Here is a 14,584-nt window from a genome sequence, read left to right as displayed (position 1 = left end):
CCACGTCCAGCAGGATGCAGACGTTACGGATGCGAAACCCAGGCGCGGGCGCGACTAGGTACCACAAAAAAAGCCCGACCTAGCAGGTCGGGCTTTTCAAGGCCAGTGCATGCGTTGCGTACCTTATTGCCAATACGCAACACGGTTGGCGCAGCGAAGATAGGAACGGGACGATACCGGTTCCCAGATACTTGGCTACTCGACCTGCAGCTTGGTCGTCTGACTGCCGCAGCGCACCACGTATACCCCCGGCGCCAGGCCTCGGAGCGAAACCGACTCCGTGGTCGCTACCGTGCGCAGCACCCGCCCGGTCAGGTCCAGCACCTGGGCCGTGGCCGCCGAGGCGCCCAGCAGGCGGACCTGGTCGTGGGCCGGGTTCGGGACGGCTTGCAAGGACAGCCCCGTGCCCGAGAGCACGACCACCTTGGAATAGGAAGCCGAGCCGTCGGTGTCTACCTGCCGCAGACGGTAGTAGAGCGTCTGGCCGGGCTGCAGCACGCCGGCATCGGTGTAGCTGTAGCTCGAGGCCGTCGACGTGGTGCCCTTGCCCTTGAGCGTGGCAATGCGCGTGAAGTGGGCCCCGTCGCGGGCCCGTTCGAGTTCAAACCGGTCGTTGTGCAGCTCCTGCGCCGTCGACCAGCGCAGCACGGCCGAGGCCTGCTGCACCTGACCCGTGAAGGCGCTCAGCTGCACGGGCAGCGGGGCGGGCAGCTGCTGGCGCACCACGGCAAAGGTGGTGCCCACGCGCAGCCCATCTAGCAGCAGAGGAGAGGTGTTGCTGCCCTGGCGCAGGGCCACCGAGCCGATGTTGGTCGGGGACGAGGTGGCCGCCTCGGTGCTGGTCGCGTTGCTGGCCGTTGGCTCACTCACCCCTGGATTGACGTAGAGGCGGGTTTCGGTGCCGCTGCTGCCGAAGCTGTAGCGCACGACCAGCAGGTAGGGCGTGCCCGTCTCGTACTCGGTCGGATCGTAGACGGCCGTCGTGCCGCTGCCGCTGACGCCGAACTGCACTTTGCCGGCCGTGGTGCCGGGCTTGACCAGCACCCGCGCCCGGTAAGTGGTGCTGATCGGGTCCGGGCCCAAGTGGAAGAAATAGTCGGCTCCGGTGGAGCTGCCCACCTGCACCAGAAAGGCGGCGTACACCGGCGTGCCGGGCGCCACGGGGGCAAACGTGCGGTGGATGTCCTCGCCGGAGGCCGTCAGGGCCGCGGCATTACCGCCCGTGGCATTGTAGTCCGAGCGGGCAAGGCCCCCATTGCTGGTCAGAATCGGGGTGGTGCCGGTCGCGTTGTGACCGGTCCAGCCGCGGGTGGTCAGCGCCTCGCCGCTGGCGTAGAGGAAGTTTTCCTCCAGCAGCAGCTGAGCCGGCTGCTCGGGCGTGCTGAGCGTGAGCTTGCCCGGGTCCTGGGTGCGGTAGTTCTCGGCCCCCGTGGTGTTGTCGTCGTTGTAGTCGAAGACGGCAAAGGTGTACTCCGTGTTCGGCTGCAGCCCGGTGATAGTCACGCTCGTGCCCACGCCGGCCTGCACGACGAAGATGCCCGGGGCCGGTTGATCGCCCTGGCCCAGCGTGGCGTTGCCCGAGTAGGTCGTCCCGTCGGCGGGCACGCTCAGCAGGTCGGCCGACTGGGTGGCCAGAAACAGGCGCTTGCTGCCCGTGCCCCCGCTGGCCGAGAGCTGCACCGTAGTGGGAGTCAGCTGGCTGGCTGTCAGCGTCGAGGATTGGGTGGGCTCAGCCGCCAGGGCCACGCGGGCCGTGGTAAAGGTAAGTTGCTCGCCGTAGCTGGTGCCTACTTCGTTGGTGGCGTAGGCCCGCACGTAGTAGAGCGTATTGGGCTGCAGGCCCGTGAGCGTGCTGGTAAAGGTGCCTGCACCGGTGCCATCCACCGTAACTTGGTTCGCCAGGGTGGGGGCGGCCGTGGTGGCATACACGACGCCGCGCTCGGTTACCTCAGCGTTGCCGTCGGAGCTGATGGTGCCGCCGCTCAGGGCCTGGGTCGCGGTGATACCCGTCACGGGAGCCGTCTGCACCGTGGCCGGGAAAATTGGGGCCACGCCCGTTCCCGACACGTTTACCGGGTCCTGGCTGGGCACGTCCGTTGAGCCCACGGCCACCGTGGCCAGATATACCTGGGCCAGCGTGGGCACGAAGCGTACGTCGATGGTGGTGCTGGGGAGCGTGCCGTTCTGGGGCGTGAGCGTTATGGCGCAGCAAGCAAACGGGGCCGAGCCGGTACGGATCTCAAAGCCGGGCGGCGGGGTAAAGGTCACCGGGCTACTCAGGTTGGTACCGCGCACGGTTACAGGTTGGCTGCCCGAGGCGGCGCCCACGTAGATGCTGCCAAAATCGGGCACCGTCAGCGGGGTAATCGTCAGCTCGGGCGTAGGGGCCGTCACAGTTACCGTAATCGGGGCACTGGTGCCCGGCACGCTGCCGCAGGTGCTCGTAGCCCGGGCAACCAGGTAATAGGTGCCCGCACCGCCGAAGTCGGCCCCGCGCAGTTGATAGCTGGCGCTGGTTGCCCCGCTGATGGAGCTGGTATAGGGCCCGTTTTCCGCGGTGCCGAAGGCCCACTGGTAGGAAGAAGCTACACTGGCCGAGGCCGTGAGCGTAGCCCCGGTACCGGTGGTGAGCACGGCCTGCGCCGTCGAGGGAGTGACCGTGACCGGATTGGTGGCGGGGGCAGCGTTAACGACCAGGTTGCTCGGGTTGGGGGAGCCCAGCGTGCCGCTGGCCGCGTGCACGACCCGCACCCGGTAGCCGCTGCCGGCGGGCGTACCGGCCGGCAGCGTGGCGGCCAGCGGGGAGCTGGTGCCCTGCCCGATCAGGCTCGTGGTGGCGTCCGCCGGGAAGGTGCCGCTGGCCGAGGACAGCTGCACGGCAAAGTCGCCGCTGAGCGTGCCGCTGACGGTAAAGGGCACGGAGACGCTGCTGCCGCTGGTAGCTGTCACGCAGAACGGACTGCCTGTGACCGTTCCGGTGGTAATCGTGGGCGTGCCTGGATTGCCCAGCGTGGGCGTGAGCACGAGGTTATCCAGGCCCAGACCCTGGCCGTTGGTGCTGCCGCCGGCACCCACATAAGCCCAGCGCAGGTAGGTGGTAGCCCCGGAAGCCAGGTTCAGGCCGGTGAGCGTGGTGGTCTTGCTGCTGGTCGTGGGCGGATTGACCGGCGCACCGGTGGCCCCGTCAGCGGGGTAGCTCTGCGTGAGCGTCGTTACCTGGGTCCAAATGCTGCCGTCGGGGCTGGTAAAAAACTGCCACTCGAAGGCGCGGGTGCCCAGGCGGTACTTTTCCACGTCGTAGGCCACCGTCAGCTCCGTGATGGTCGCCCCACTCGTGTTCTGCACGGCCAGCAGGATGTTGCGCGGGGAGGAATAGCTGCTCGAGGACAAAAAGCCCAGGGCCCGGTCCGGGGCCGTGCTGTTGACGCCGTTGCCGAAGTTGTAGGCCCCGCCGGCTGAGTTTGAACTCAGCGCGCCCGTGCCGGTGGTGCCGGCGGCCTGGGTCGTGGCCGCGGTGTTGCCCGCGTTGCTGTAGGTGGGGGAGGTCCCGCCCGCTAGGACAAAGCCGCTGGGCAATGCCGCCGTGGCGCTGCTACCAAACGAGTCGAAGGTCACCGTGACCGGGCTGCTGCCGGGCAGCGCGAGCTGGGCCTGGCTGGTCAGCGAGAGCCCCAGGCTCAGCACCAGGCTGAGCAGGGCCGGAAGAAAGAAAAGGCGAAAGCGCAGCATGGCAAGCAAAGGCTGAGGGCCGGCGAAAAAAGGAAAAAAAGGCTGGCTCATTGGGTCGGACCGTTATCGATGGCGGCTTCTACCACGTCCTGCACCGCCGTGGGCAGGGCCGAGAGCAGATCCAGGCCGGTGTTGGCTTCAATGGCGTCCACGCTGGTGCGGTACTGGCCCCAGTTGCTGGTCAGCCCCTGCTGGTTGGGCGTGTCCACGGCGATGATGCGGGTCGCCGCACTCACGCGTGCCACGTCGTTGGTGCCGGTGGGCAAGACCACGATGACTTTCCACACGCGGGTGGGCACCTGCACGCGGCCGTTGTCGATGGTTTCCTTGTAGCCGGCTGAGCCCGTGCCGCCCTTGCCGTAGCTGCCCATGATGATGTAGAGCTCGTTGCCCTGCCCGACCAGGGTACGGGCGTAGTTTTCCAGCGTGGCCCAGGTAATCTGGTTGTTGTTGGGCGACTGGGGAATCATGTTGGTCATCAGAAACGTAGCCGAGTTGTCGGCCACCGAGCTGGTGCGGTCGGCCGAGGGCGTGTTGTGCCCCCGGTCGAAGCCCGAGCCCGAGTAGCTGCCGCTGCCAACCTGGTACCAGCCGGCGGGCAGCTCCGGATCGGCCCGAAAATTATCCTGGCGTGGGGTGCTGCCCAGCCACACCGGGGCCAGATACCAGCTGACCCAGTTGGGCTTGCCCTGGTCGCGGTGGTAGGAGAGGGCGAACTGGGGCTTGCGCATGAGGTAGTTGAAGGGCATGTTCACGTCCGTTACCGCCCCGCTGGGGTTGCCCATCGTCAGGTGGTCGTTGTCGCCGGCCACGGGCGGCGGGGTCACCGAGAAGGGCGTGACCGTAAAGTCGTCCAGGTTGAGCTGGGCGGCTCCGCCGGAAACCTTGCGCAGCTCGAAGCGGATGGGACCCGAAACGTTGACGGGGAAGGAAGCCGTCTGCAGGGCCGTTGAGCTGGCAATGACCGTCGTACCGGCCTTAATCCAGGTGGTACAGCCGCAGTTCTGACTCTGGTAGTAGAGTTCAAAGCCCGAGCTGGCCTGCGTGTCGTAGAGCGCGTGCTGCACCGTGACGGTGGAGGCGCCGTCGGGCAGGAAGAAGTCCATGGTCAGCTTGCCGGCCTGGGTCAGGCGCGGGGCCTGCAGGCCATTTTTGCGGTCCTGGGCCGAGGTGCCCAGCAGGGCATCGTCAAAGGTCCACGTGCCGGTGCTCAGCGTGACCGAGCCGGCAGGGTAGGTGGTTTTGGTGCCCGTTTCAAAGGATTCGCGCGTGGTGGACTGCGCCTGTGCGGCCCAGGGGCCAGTCCACAGGGACGTGACCAGGAAGGCCGCCAGCCAGAAACCGCGGGCATGCCGGTACAAGTAGTTCATGGAGAAAGGGAAAAAAGGAAAGGGAGCAGCCGCACCAATGCCGGGGAAGTGTCCCTGCAAAAGTAGGGTCGGGATGTTACCCTAATATTACGCATTTAAGTACAATTGCATCCTGCCGCGAAAAGGTAGCATGCTGGCCCGCCGAGCAGAAAGCCTGGAGAGGTCGTGCTGAGCTAGGTAGCCGCCGGAACGCGGAGGCGGGGCATGCCGGCTACCCGAGGGGGCTAGGCCGCTGCCGCCCCCGGGTTCCGGGTGCCGGTGTCATGTCCGAAGTGCTGCTTTCCTCGCTAGCTACCGGACCTAACGTTTCTGCCGCGCAGCCCGCCGGGCTGCGGCAGCTTGCTGGGATCGAATGCGGCGGCAGGTGCGGCAAGACCGGCTGCCTTGGTAAACATAGGTACTCTCCGGCGTATAGGCATGGCCACGCGGACAACTCGTTCTGGGCTTGGGACCCCGCTTGCGGGGGAGGCTGTCGGGCGAGCCCAGGGCCAGGTGATCGGGTCGGACGCAGCGGCGGTTCCCGCAGGTATGGAGCAGCGGCACGCCCTCCGGCACGGGACCAATATGCAGCTCGTAGCTGACCCAAGGCGCTTTTTTCACCGACCGCGTCTCGCGGGTGGGGCCGGCCTGATGCCGGATGGCCCCATACCCCATGATGTTGATGGCCCCGGTCCAGTTCCAGCACGACTCAGTCTTGTCCACCTTGGCCCAGAACCGCTGCTCGAAGCTGGGGCGGGGCTGGCGGTGGGTCGGCAGGACGAGACCTGAAGGGGAGCTTTTCATGCGGTAAGGCCGGGCGGGTGGGAGAGCGGACCCAGTGGGTAAAGATAGAAACCCCAATCCAAACGCTGCTCTGCTTTAGTTGCTTTGCCGGCCTACCAGTAGGAAAGCCCTGCAAACCACCTTGGACGAAACCATATCTAGTAGAGCATGCGACTACTAAAATTAGTAGATGTTTAGCTAATTATATTAGTAGCGCGTATACTTGCGCCAACCCTGTTTTCAGACCGCTATGTGTGAAGTTGTTGTACTGCCTGTTGCTCGGAAGCCCTTGTGGTTTCGTTTTTTTGATTCGATGGTGCCGGCGGGCTTCCCCTCGCCGGCCGATGACCACCAGGCCCTGCGGCTGGATTTGAACCGGCTACTGCTGCCGCATCCCGACTCGTCCTACCTGGTGCGGGTCATGGGCGAGAGCATGAGCGGGGGCGAGTCGGGCATCCGCGACGGGGCCCTGCTGGCCGTCGACTGCCACCTGCAGGCCCAGCACGACGACGTGGTCATTGCCGTCGTCGAGGGCGGCTTTACGGTCAAGCGCCTACTTCGGCGCGGGGATACCTGGTTTCTGGTACCGGACAACCCGAGCTACCCGGAAGTGCGCATCGGCGGCGAGTTTGACATGATTGACGTGTGGGGTGTCGTCACGCACGTGGTAACCGAAACCCGGCGTGGCCGGCTAGCAACCCGTGTACGCGTTAGTTGATTGCAACAACTTCTATGTGAGTTGTGAGCGGGCGTTTCAGCCCCAGCTGGAAGGCAAGCCCGTGGTGGTACTCAGCAACAACGACGGCTGCCTGATTTCGCGCTCGGCCGAGGCCAAGGCCCTGGGCCTGAAGATGGGGGAGCCGTACTTCCAGGTAAAGCCCCTGGTGCAGCAGCACGCTGTGCGGATGTTTTCCAGCAACTATGCCTTGTATGGCGACATGTCGGGCCGGGTAATGCACTACCTGAGTTCGGTGGTGCCGGAGGTGGAAATCTATTCCATCGACGAGTGCTTTCTGGATCTGCACGGCATGGAGCCCTACCTGGGCCCACTGGCTGAGCAGGCGGCCGGGTGGCGGCACGAGGTGCGCCGGCGCACGCACATTCCCGTGTGCATCGGCATCGCGCCCACCAAGACGCTGGCGAAGCTGGCCAACCGCCTGGCGAAGAAAAGCCCCACCATGGAGGGTGTGTGCTACCTCGATACCGACGGGCGCCGGCAGTGGGCCTTAGCGCAAACGCCCGTGGAGGACGTGTGGGGCATCGGCGGGCAGTATGCGCACAAGCTTTATGCTCAGGGTATCCGGACGGCGGCGCAGCTGGCCGGTCAGAGCGAGGCCTGGGCACGCAAGCAGCTGGGCGGGGTGGTGGGGGCGCGCCTGGTGCGCGAGCTGCAGGGCACGCCCTGCCAGGGTCTGCAGCCGAGTGAAGATGGCACCCTGAGCCGCAAGAGCATTGCCTGCACCCGCACCTTTGGCCAGCCGCTCTCGGCCTTTGCTGACGTGCTGGGCGCCGTGGCGCACTTTGCTTCGAAGGCGGCCGAGAAGCTGCGCCGGCAGGGTTCGGCGGCCAACGTGCTGACCGTGTTTATCAGCAAAAACCGCTTCGGCACTGAGCCCCCGCCGCACACCCGCTCGGTGGTGCTTACGCTGCCCACCGGCACGAGCGACACCATTGAGCTGCTGCGCCACGCCCGGGCCGCGCTCAAGCGGATTTGGGAGCCGGGCGCGGTGTACCGGAAGGCGGGCGTGGTGCTCGATGGGTTGGAAACGGCCGGGCAGCAGCAGCTGCTGCTCTTTGAACCCAACGAGCAGGCCGAGCGCCGAGCCAAGCTCATGGCCGACCTGGATAAGGTAAACCAGCGCTTTGGGGCGGGCAAGGTCAAGTTTGCGACGGCCCAGCTGCCCAAGGGGGAGTATACCGCGCCCTGGGCCGGGCAACACCAGTGGCAGACGCCGGCCTATACCACCTGCTGGGAGGATTTACTCTGTATTCGTGCGTAGGGCGCTAGGGTAGCAGTAAATCGTCCAGCTGGACGTCGCTGGCGTACTCGGTCAGGCACTCCCCGGTCGTGCAGGCGCGGGTGCTCAGCCGGTTGCGCTGGCGCTGGTCACAGGATACCTCCGTGAAGAAGGAACCCAGATAATAGAGGTATACCCGGTTGTGCGCTTCCCAGCGCGCAGCCAGAAAGATGCCCTCGGCCCAGAGGACGGTGAGCTGTTGTTCGACGGGGAGCGTCAGGAAGGTATGCGGGGAGCGGAGCATCGATGTCAAGCCAAAATCCGAGCACGCTAGATAGACTGGCTAGATGATGCGAAAATGAGCTAAGAACTATATAGGGTTTTGGAAGCAAACGTGTGAACCAGCTCGATTACCGGTAGCCTGGGCAAGAAGAAGTTGGCTTCCGTGCAACCAGCAAAAAGCCCCGGTCAACTGGCCGGGGCTTTTTTCATATCGCTAAGTCATCGAGCTGGATGTAGCAGGTGTAGTTTTCCAGGCAGCGGGTGCTGGTAAAGGCGCCAGTGCGCAGCAGCTCGTTCGTGTCGGGGTCGTAATAGACCTCGGCGAAGAAGGTGCCCATGTGGTAGAGGTTGATGGCGTCTTCCTCTTCCCAGCGCGTGGCCAGGAAGGTGCCTTCCTGCCAGATCACGGCGAGTTGCTGCTCGAAGGGTAAGGCGCGGAAACCGTAGTGGGAGATGGGCATGGGCGCAAGGTACGCCACCTTTAGGAAGCCACTGCCACCCGCCGCGGGCGGAGCCACGCTTGGTAAAGGCGCTCGGCGCATTTCACGGCAAACCCCAGCGACACTAGCAGAAAGACTACCAGAATAACCCTTCGGCGCAAGACATACGGGGTCGTCAGCAGAACAGAGAGCATGTTGCCCAGCATGGCCAGCAGCCCGAATAGGTAGAGCCCAAACCCGGCAACCGCTATCCGGCGGCCGGTGCGCAGGCCCAGGCCAATGGCTGTAAGCAACCACACGATGCTTTGGCCCAGGGCCACCACCCCGTAGCCAAAGTACGGGGGCGCAGTAAACATGGGCAGCTCTAAGACCAATACCACGAGCCAGGCCCACGGTGCCACGCACAAGCATATGCTAACCAAGTAACAGGTGGAGGCTTGTAGGTGATAGAACTGCCGTGGGGTCATTGAAGAGGGTTAGCGGCTGAAGGTATCGTCGCGGGTTTCGTACTGCCCGGTAGTGGGGTCTGTAATGATATGCTCGTAGCGTAGCGTGAGCGTGTGCGCGGTAAGCGTCAGAATGCGAAGTTCAAACTCGTCGCCGGCCTGGCGGGTAAAATAGATCATGTTGCCGGTGCGGGTGATGCGGTCGGTGAAGGCGGGGACCAGGTCGCCGCTGAGATTGGGACCCAGCCACTCCCAGGTTGTGGGCTGGATGACCATGCCGTAGCGAGGCGTGGGAGCCGTAACGGAGTGCTCTCGCAGGAGCTTGCCAGCCGTGTCGTATGTGTAGGTCATGTGCGACTGCTCGACCCAGCGGCCTTCCAATACCGGCGCGGGTTCAGCGGTGTCTTTTTTACAGGCGGCTGTGAGCAGCAGAAGGCACAGCAGGAGTAGGGGAAACGGGCGTGACACTGGCTAGTGTGTGAATGTGCTCTCCAACGTTAAATATCCCCCCTGGGGGCCATAGGGAATCTTGTCGCTGAGCATGGTGAGGCGTTGCTTGCTCACCTCCGTAATGGTCACGTCGCCGCTGTAGCTGGGGTTTAAGAAGTGGATATGGTTGCCCTGGCGGGTATAGCCCGACTTCATGATGAGCGTATTGTCGGCGGAATGATACGCGCTGAATTCAGTAGTCGTAACCACCACGTAGTGGGGGAGCATCGACGCAGGCGCTGCTTTGATGTGCGTACCATCCGCCTGATACGAATGTTCTGTCATACTCTCAAAATTCCAGCGGCCTTCCAAGGTGGGCTCGGGTTCGGTAGTGTCCTTTTTACAGGCGGCCGTGAGCAGCGTCAGGCACAGCAGAAAGAAGGAAAGGAAACGGGGTATGGACATGGGTTAACGCGTGTATTGGGTTTTACTGATGAAATAACCGTTTTGGGTGCCGAGCGGGATTTGGTCGCTGACCAAGGTCAGCTGCTGGTCGGTCAGCTCCGTAATTGTCTGGTCGTTGTAGTCGGGCTGGGTATAGTCGATGCGGGTGCCCTGACGACGGTAGGGGAGCTGTTAGTAGGGCCTGGTATCGTCGTTGATGTACGTGATGATGAAAGCAGGGGTGATAGCTATATAGTGAACAGGAATAGAGGAGCTTACTGCTTCTCGGAGGGTGCCGTCGGTGTTGTAGACGAACGTTGTAGAGCTCGTATAATTCCACCGGCCCTTGAGGGTGGGCAGATCCGAGTCTTTTGTACAGGCGACCGGGAGCAGCGTCAGGCACAGCAGAAGCAGGGGGAGTAAACGGGGCATTCGGCTAATAGGAATAGATGATTTCACTGAAATATTCTTGCTGGGTAGCCAGATGTGTTTTGTAGCTGAGCAAGGCCGATTGCAACCTGGTCAACTCGGTAAGCTGTTGGTCGCCGCGGCCGGGGTACTGGCATTACGGGCAGTGTAGCGTGTCACGGGTAGTGCAAGCAGTTGTAATACGAGCGCCCATCCTGAAGTAATAAGCAGCAATAGTGCGCCTGCTGGATCTAAGCCGTGAGCCGTCGAGCTGGTAAATATAAGTTAGAGAATGTGTGTAATCCCAGCAGTCTGGTAGGGCAGGCCCATCCGGTTTTTGCTACAACTCACTTTGGCGCGGGAGGGCAGCAGCGTCTACGCAGCAAAGCTCCCGTACACATGCCCTACTCCGGCAGGGGCCGGTCTCTTCCGTATGCTACGCCGAAACAAGGCCCATACCCCGCTGACGATCGGCAATTTGGACGTTGGCATGCTATCTTGCCGCCTATCCTTGCCAGCATTCACCAAGCAAGCCGGCTGCCCTGCACTTGGTTGGCTGGTAAGCCAGATCGCAGCAGGTTTTCCATTGATCAGAATATACATCCATGAGCGAATCCAGCCTCAATCAACGCATTCGGCTGCTCATTGCTGCGCTACGGCTGAGTACACGCGGCTTCAGTACGCTGCTGGGGGTCAGTGACGCCACGGTTCGCAACTATGTCAGGCTGGACACGAAGCCGACTGCCCCGTTTCTGACGCGGATGATGGAGAAAGTAGCCGGCCTGAGCGCCGAATGGCTGCTGACCGGCCAGGGTCCCATGTTTAAAAACCCGGCGGAAGACGTGCTTATCGTGGGGCAAACCACAACCCAGGCAGCCCAGCAGCAGGCCGAGCAGCTCGATGCCCATCATCACTTCTACGCCATCGGCCTTGCCCACGGGCAGCAGGCCTGCGCAACCCTGGCCCGGGAAAATGAGCTCCTGCGCAGCCAGCTGCGGGACAAGCAGGAACTCATTGACCTGCTGCGCGCTCAGCCACAGCAGTAAGCTGTCCGGCTGCTGTGGCCCAATTACCTGCTGCCGCTCAGGGGAACTGCGCCGCGAGCGGCAGTGATGGAACAGGGGAGTCACACTGCCATTTACAGACTAAATGCAACACAGGTCCGATACGCTTTCCTTATCATACCTCAAGGAAACACCTCATGGGTTCTGGTACTTGTTAACTACTGCCCAACAGAGACCAGAGAGTGAAGCCGCCGCTCGATGATAAATTTCCGTTCGTCACCAGATCCGTAGGGCAACTGGCAATCGATAGCTTCTCGTAATTCCGGGTGTTGCAGCAGTCGGCTAACTTCCGTGGCGATGTAGGAGCGAACGGCGGGAGAAGCAGCTGCTACTTCTACCCCTAACGCCGGGCGATTATCCAGCACGTACACGATATCTTCCAGGTCGTTGCTCAGGCGGATGTCGCTCATGCCGCGGCCGCGCAGCGCCGCCAGCTTCGTGGCGATAAAGTACACCGCAGGCATAATCTGAATAGTGGTTCTGTTGGGCAGCGCATAAGGAATGGCATGGGCAAAGCCTTCCGGATACCACGGGTTCGAAAACCCCATGATATTATCTTCCCCTACTGGCATTACATCGACCACCAGCCCCGCGACCCGCCAGCGGCAGATGACCTTTGACTCCTGATCATGCCGAAACCCGAGGGCGCGCAGCTTTTCCTCCAGCGCATAGTAGGCCGTGTGAGGCACCACCTCAATAATGCAATCCACATCGATGGTCGGGCGGGACTCGGCGGCGCGGGCTGCAGTACTGTATAGGCCAGCGGTGCTGCCGCCCACGAAAACGACTCGTTCCCGCAGGGGACCCAGCGCCCGGGCCACGGCCTGCAGCGCGGCCAAGTTGGCCGCATTAGACATGGGCTGGCAACATAAACACCTTTAATGAATTCCCCGCCAGTTTTCGCTCCCGAGAACGGCCCACCCGCAACGCGTCAACCAGTGCCAGCAGCTCATAGAGGTGGGCGTCGGCTTTGGCGGCTTGCGGCACGCGCGGGTACAAGGGCTCGATAGCGCTACCCCAGTAGTCACTTTCTGCGTCGGGCCAAACGTATAGCTGCTCGGCTACCAGTTGCTCCCGCAATGGGGCGGCACTGTGCGCGGTGGGCAGCCCCCGGACCTGGGCGCCCGGTTGCGTGGGAAACACCACGGGCAAACCATAGAGCAGAAACTCCAGAAAGGTTCGCCGGGCCACGCGCCGGTCAGTGCCCTCTAACAGCCGAGCATACTGGCACCGCTTCAAGCTAAACGATATTTCGGTCGGGCTTAGAGACAAGGCATGCGCCAAGTCCTTGCCTTGCCAAGCAGTGCCTTCTAGTAAGAGCAACTTAAGCAGGACGACTACATCCTGCGGGCGCATCCCATTATGTTGTCGCATCCTGGTTAATTAATTTTCATTTTGCAATTTGCAAATTGATAATCACAATTCGTACACAAAATTATCTGTATCATCATTTCAATCCCGATTTGTAATGTTTACTTATCGATCCTTACGAATAGGTTCTGATAAGTAAGTCCTGTCGGATTCTATCGGTCTAGTAGGCGTTAAGAGTAACAAGTTGCGTTTCACTGCCAGCATACGGGGCAAAGGAAGAGGCGTAGTAGGTAGGAATGCAGGCCACCCCAGTGGAGTGTGGTACACCTGTGGAGCCTCTCCCGGCGCATTCCAGTCAAAAAGTTCTTTCTGCAGCCCCCGTTTCGTAGCTTGCGAGCAGTCCCGTTACTAGTAGTTTTTGCTGGCTCGTTATATACTTTACCCTTGGTATCAGTCCGATTCCTCTACGGTAGCAACCTTTACAGGCTGATAGCCCTAGTATTACTCTTTTGCGGCAGTCAGCTACCACTAACGCATGCACAAAGCTTTGGCGCGCCGATGGTCTATCCTGTTGGTGACAATCCACAGGGGGTTGCCCTGGCCGATGTGAACGGAGACACCCGACCGGACCTAGTGGTTACCTGCTCCTACGCTAGCTCAGTAAATGTGCTACTCTCGCAGCTGGACGGCACCTTTGCTCCGGCCCTCTCGTACGCCATAGGCTCATTTCCCATCCGTGTCACCCTAGCCGACGTGAACGAAGACGGGCTTCCCGACATTTTGGCTGCCCTGCAATGGAATGGAGGGATTGCCGTAATGCTAAACTCCAGCACTGCCCCGGGTGCCTTCCTCCCACCGACCATACTTTTCACCCAGGGAAATCCGCGCAGCCTTGCCGTGGGCGACATTGACAGGGACGGGCACCTGGACATTGTTGGGCTTAACCTAAATGGTGGTACCGTGGGGGTGCTGCTGAATTCGGCTGCCGCTCCGGGCATGTTCCCGGCTACTGCCACGACCTATGCTACCGGCGGCAACAATGCTGTCGGTGTGGCTCTGGGTGACGTCAATGGCGACGGGTGGCTGGACCTGGTGGTCTGTGGGGGCAGTACTGGAAAAATTGGTGTACTGCTCAACCAGGCTGCGCCTGCTGGAACATTTGCCCCGGTGGTGAGCTACGGTAGTGGAGCATCGTACCCCCAGGATTTAGCCGTTGGAGACGTAAACGCAGATGGACGAGCTGACATTGTGGTAGCCGGGGGCAACGACGCCCGGGTCGGGGTATTGCTGAACTCAACTACAACGCCGGGTGTATTTCCCGCTATGGCCACAACGTACGCCACCGGTGCACAAGCAGCCTACAGCGTCGAGCTGGGTGATATGAATGGGGACCGGCAGGTGGACATTGTTACAGGAAGCTATGTAATTAATTCGATCAGCTCTACCGTTGGGGTTTTAGTAAACTCGGCAGCGGCCCCCGGTATATTTCCAGCAGGGTTTCGGCATTTTGCCAGTGGGGGACTTAGCGCACACGATGTAGCGCTAAACGACGCGGACGGTGACGGCCGGCTGGATATTGCTACCGTCAATTACTCTAGCTCAACAGTGGCCGTGCTGCGTAACACCGGTACCTTCCTTCCGGCAACACCAAGTCGCCGCCCTGTAGAAGTATCGCTTTTCCCAAACCCAGCCCGCACCACTGTGACGGTGCGACTTGATGAGACTGCTCCACGCCAGGGCCTACAGCTGGTGCTGGTCGACGCGACTGGTCGTACGACGAATCACAAACCCGTTAGCGGTACCAACGGTGAGCTAGTGGTAGAGCTAAAGCAGCAGCCGGCCGGCTTATATCTGGTGCGTGTAGAGGGACCAAAGGGGTACGTGGCGACGCAACGCCTGGTGATAGAGTAAAAATCTCTTCCAGACCTGAGGCAAAAAGTA

The 14,584-nt window shown here is 61.9% G+C and carries 15 protein-coding genes; 4 read left to right on the top strand and 11 right to left on the bottom strand.

Annotation, left to right across the window (positions count from 1 at the left end; all coding sequences use genetic code 11):
* Window positions 1-195 precede the first annotated feature (195 nt).
* The 3 genes from E5K02_RS25185 to E5K02_RS26305 form a co-directional block, all read right to left on the bottom strand.
* Window positions 196-3,729: a T9SS type A sorting domain-containing protein gene (locus E5K02_RS25185; RefSeq protein WP_135399303.1), complete on the bottom strand. Its 3,534-nt coding sequence runs from the start codon at window positions 3,727-3,729 to the stop codon at window positions 196-198.
* Between the two features lie 47 nt (window positions 3,730-3,776).
* Window positions 3,777-5,099 carry a DNA/RNA non-specific endonuclease gene (locus E5K02_RS26005; RefSeq protein WP_240737448.1) on the bottom strand — a complete coding sequence of 441 codons (1,323 nt, stop codon included), beginning with the start codon at window positions 5,097-5,099 and terminating at the stop codon, window positions 3,777-3,779.
* 300 nt (window positions 5,100-5,399) lie between these two features.
* Window positions 5,400-5,753: an HNH endonuclease signature motif containing protein gene (locus tag E5K02_RS26305; protein ID WP_394346432.1), complete on the bottom strand. Its 354-nt coding sequence runs from the start codon at window positions 5,751-5,753 to the stop codon at window positions 5,400-5,402.
* A gap of 397 nt (window positions 5,754-6,150) precedes the next feature.
* Between E5K02_RS26305 and umuD the strand changes: the two genes are divergently transcribed.
* Both umuD and E5K02_RS25165 read left to right on the top strand, forming a co-directional pair.
* Window positions 6,151-6,579, top strand: a complete 429-nt coding sequence (umuD, locus tag E5K02_RS25170; RefSeq protein WP_240737447.1) for a translesion error-prone DNA polymerase V autoproteolytic subunit — start codon at window positions 6,151-6,153, stop codon at window positions 6,577-6,579.
* Window positions 6,563-7,861 (top strand): Y-family DNA polymerase, encoded by a 1,299-nt coding sequence (locus E5K02_RS25165; RefSeq protein WP_135399297.1) that lies wholly within the window; start codon window positions 6,563-6,565, stop codon window positions 7,859-7,861. Before umuD ends, E5K02_RS25165 begins: the two co-directional genes overlap by 17 nt.
* Before the next feature lie 4 nt (window positions 7,862-7,865).
* On the opposite strand, the gene E5K02_RS25160 is transcribed toward E5K02_RS25165, so the two are convergent.
* The 6 genes from E5K02_RS25160 to E5K02_RS25135 form a co-directional block, all read right to left on the bottom strand.
* Window positions 7,866-8,123 (bottom strand): hypothetical protein, encoded by a 258-nt coding sequence (locus E5K02_RS25160; protein WP_135399295.1) that lies wholly within the window; start codon window positions 8,121-8,123, stop codon window positions 7,866-7,868.
* Window positions 8,124-8,307: 184 nt separating this feature from the next.
* Window positions 8,308-8,562, bottom strand: a complete 255-nt coding sequence (locus E5K02_RS25155; RefSeq protein WP_135399293.1) for a hypothetical protein — start codon at window positions 8,560-8,562, stop codon at window positions 8,308-8,310.
* Between the two features lie 20 nt (window positions 8,563-8,582).
* Window positions 8,583-8,897 carry a hypothetical protein gene (locus E5K02_RS25150; protein ID WP_135399291.1) on the bottom strand — a complete coding sequence of 105 codons (315 nt, stop codon included), beginning with the start codon at window positions 8,895-8,897 and terminating at the stop codon, window positions 8,583-8,585.
* 120 nt (window positions 8,898-9,017) lie between these two features.
* A complete protein-coding gene (locus tag E5K02_RS25145; RefSeq protein ID WP_135399289.1) occupies window positions 9,018-9,455 on the bottom strand; it encodes a hypothetical protein in 438 nt (145 codons plus the stop codon).
* A gap of 3 nt (window positions 9,456-9,458) precedes the next feature.
* Window positions 9,459-9,881, bottom strand: coding sequence for a hypothetical protein (locus E5K02_RS25140; protein WP_135399287.1), 423 nt, complete (start codon window positions 9,879-9,881; stop codon window positions 9,459-9,461).
* A gap of 171 nt (window positions 9,882-10,052) precedes the next feature.
* Entirely contained in the window at window positions 10,053-10,292 is a 240-nt protein-coding gene (locus tag E5K02_RS25135) for a hypothetical protein (protein ID WP_135399285.1), read from the bottom strand.
* Between the two features lie 581 nt (window positions 10,293-10,873).
* On the opposite strand from E5K02_RS25135, the gene E5K02_RS25130 reads away from it, so the two are divergent.
* A complete protein-coding gene (locus tag E5K02_RS25130) occupies window positions 10,874-11,314 on the top strand; it encodes a helix-turn-helix domain-containing protein (protein ID WP_135399283.1) in 441 nt (146 codons plus the stop codon).
* A gap of 176 nt (window positions 11,315-11,490) precedes the next feature.
* Here E5K02_RS25130 and E5K02_RS25125 read toward each other — a convergent pair whose 3' ends face one another.
* Entirely contained in the window at window positions 11,491-12,189 is a 699-nt protein-coding gene (locus tag E5K02_RS25125; protein ID WP_135399281.1) for a nucleotidyl transferase AbiEii/AbiGii toxin family protein, read from the bottom strand.
* Complete coding sequence (locus E5K02_RS25120) at window positions 12,182-12,706, bottom strand: hypothetical protein (protein ID WP_240737446.1); 525 nt, start codon at window positions 12,704-12,706, stop codon at window positions 12,182-12,184. The genes E5K02_RS25125 and E5K02_RS25120 overlap by 8 nt, the downstream gene beginning before the upstream one ends.
* A 495-nt stretch (window positions 12,707-13,201) precedes the next feature.
* Here E5K02_RS25120 and E5K02_RS25115 point away from each other — a divergent pair, with 495 nt between their 5' ends.
* On the top strand, window positions 13,202-14,554 hold the full coding sequence (locus E5K02_RS25115) for a T9SS type A sorting domain-containing protein (RefSeq protein ID WP_135399279.1): 1,353 nt from the start codon (window positions 13,202-13,204) through the stop codon (window positions 14,552-14,554).
* Window positions 14,555-14,584 lie beyond the last annotated feature (30 nt).

The sequence above is a fragment of the Hymenobacter metallicola genome, from assembly GCF_004745645.1.
Taxonomy (GTDB): Bacteria; Bacteroidota; Bacteroidia; order Cytophagales; family Hymenobacteraceae; genus Hymenobacter; species Hymenobacter metallicola.
Note: the sequence above shows the minus strand (reverse complement) of the source record. Positions and strands in the feature narration are given on the sequence as shown.

What these genes read in the sequence shown, in the direction of transcription:
- E5K02_RS25185 (WP_135399303.1), bottom strand. Translation starts at nt 3,729, where the DNA reads ATGCTGCGCTTTCGCCTTTTCTTTCTTCCGGCCCTGCTCAGCCTGGTG.
- E5K02_RS26005 (WP_240737448.1), bottom strand. Translation starts at nt 5,099, where the DNA reads ATGAACTACTTGTACCGGCATGCCCGCGGTTTCTGGCTGGCGGCCTTC.
- E5K02_RS26305 (WP_394346432.1), bottom strand. Translation starts at nt 5,753, where the DNA reads ATGGGGTATGGGGCCATCCGGCATCAGGCCGGCCCCACCCGCGAGACG.
- E5K02_RS25160 (WP_135399295.1), bottom strand. Translation starts at nt 8,123, where the DNA reads ATGCTCCGCTCCCCGCATACCTTCCTGACGCTCCCCGTCGAACAACAG.
- E5K02_RS25155 (WP_135399293.1), bottom strand. Translation starts at nt 8,562, where the DNA reads ATGCCCATCTCCCACTACGGTTTCCGCGCCTTACCCTTCGAGCAGCAA.
- E5K02_RS25150 (WP_135399291.1), bottom strand. Translation starts at nt 8,897, where the DNA reads ATGTTTACTGCGCCCCCGTACTTTGGCTACGGGGTGGTGGCCCTGGGC.
- E5K02_RS25140 (WP_135399287.1), bottom strand. Translation starts at nt 9,881, where the DNA reads ATGTCCATACCCCGTTTCCTTTCCTTCTTTCTGCTGTGCCTGACGCTG.
- E5K02_RS25135 (WP_135399285.1), bottom strand. Translation starts at nt 10,292, where the DNA reads ATGCCCCGTTTACTCCCCCTGCTTCTGCTGTGCCTGACGCTGCTCCCG.
- E5K02_RS25130 (WP_135399283.1), top strand. Translation starts at nt 10,874, where the DNA reads ATGAGCGAATCCAGCCTCAATCAACGCATTCGGCTGCTCATTGCTGCG.
- E5K02_RS25125 (WP_135399281.1), bottom strand. Translation starts at nt 12,189, where the DNA reads ATGTCTAATGCGGCCAACTTGGCCGCGCTGCAGGCCGTGGCCCGGGCG.
- E5K02_RS25120 (WP_240737446.1), bottom strand. Translation starts at nt 12,706, where the DNA reads ATGCGACAACATAATGGGATGCGCCCGCAGGATGTAGTCGTCCTGCTT.
- E5K02_RS25115 (WP_135399279.1), top strand. Translation starts at nt 13,202, where the DNA reads ATGGTCTATCCTGTTGGTGACAATCCACAGGGGGTTGCCCTGGCCGAT.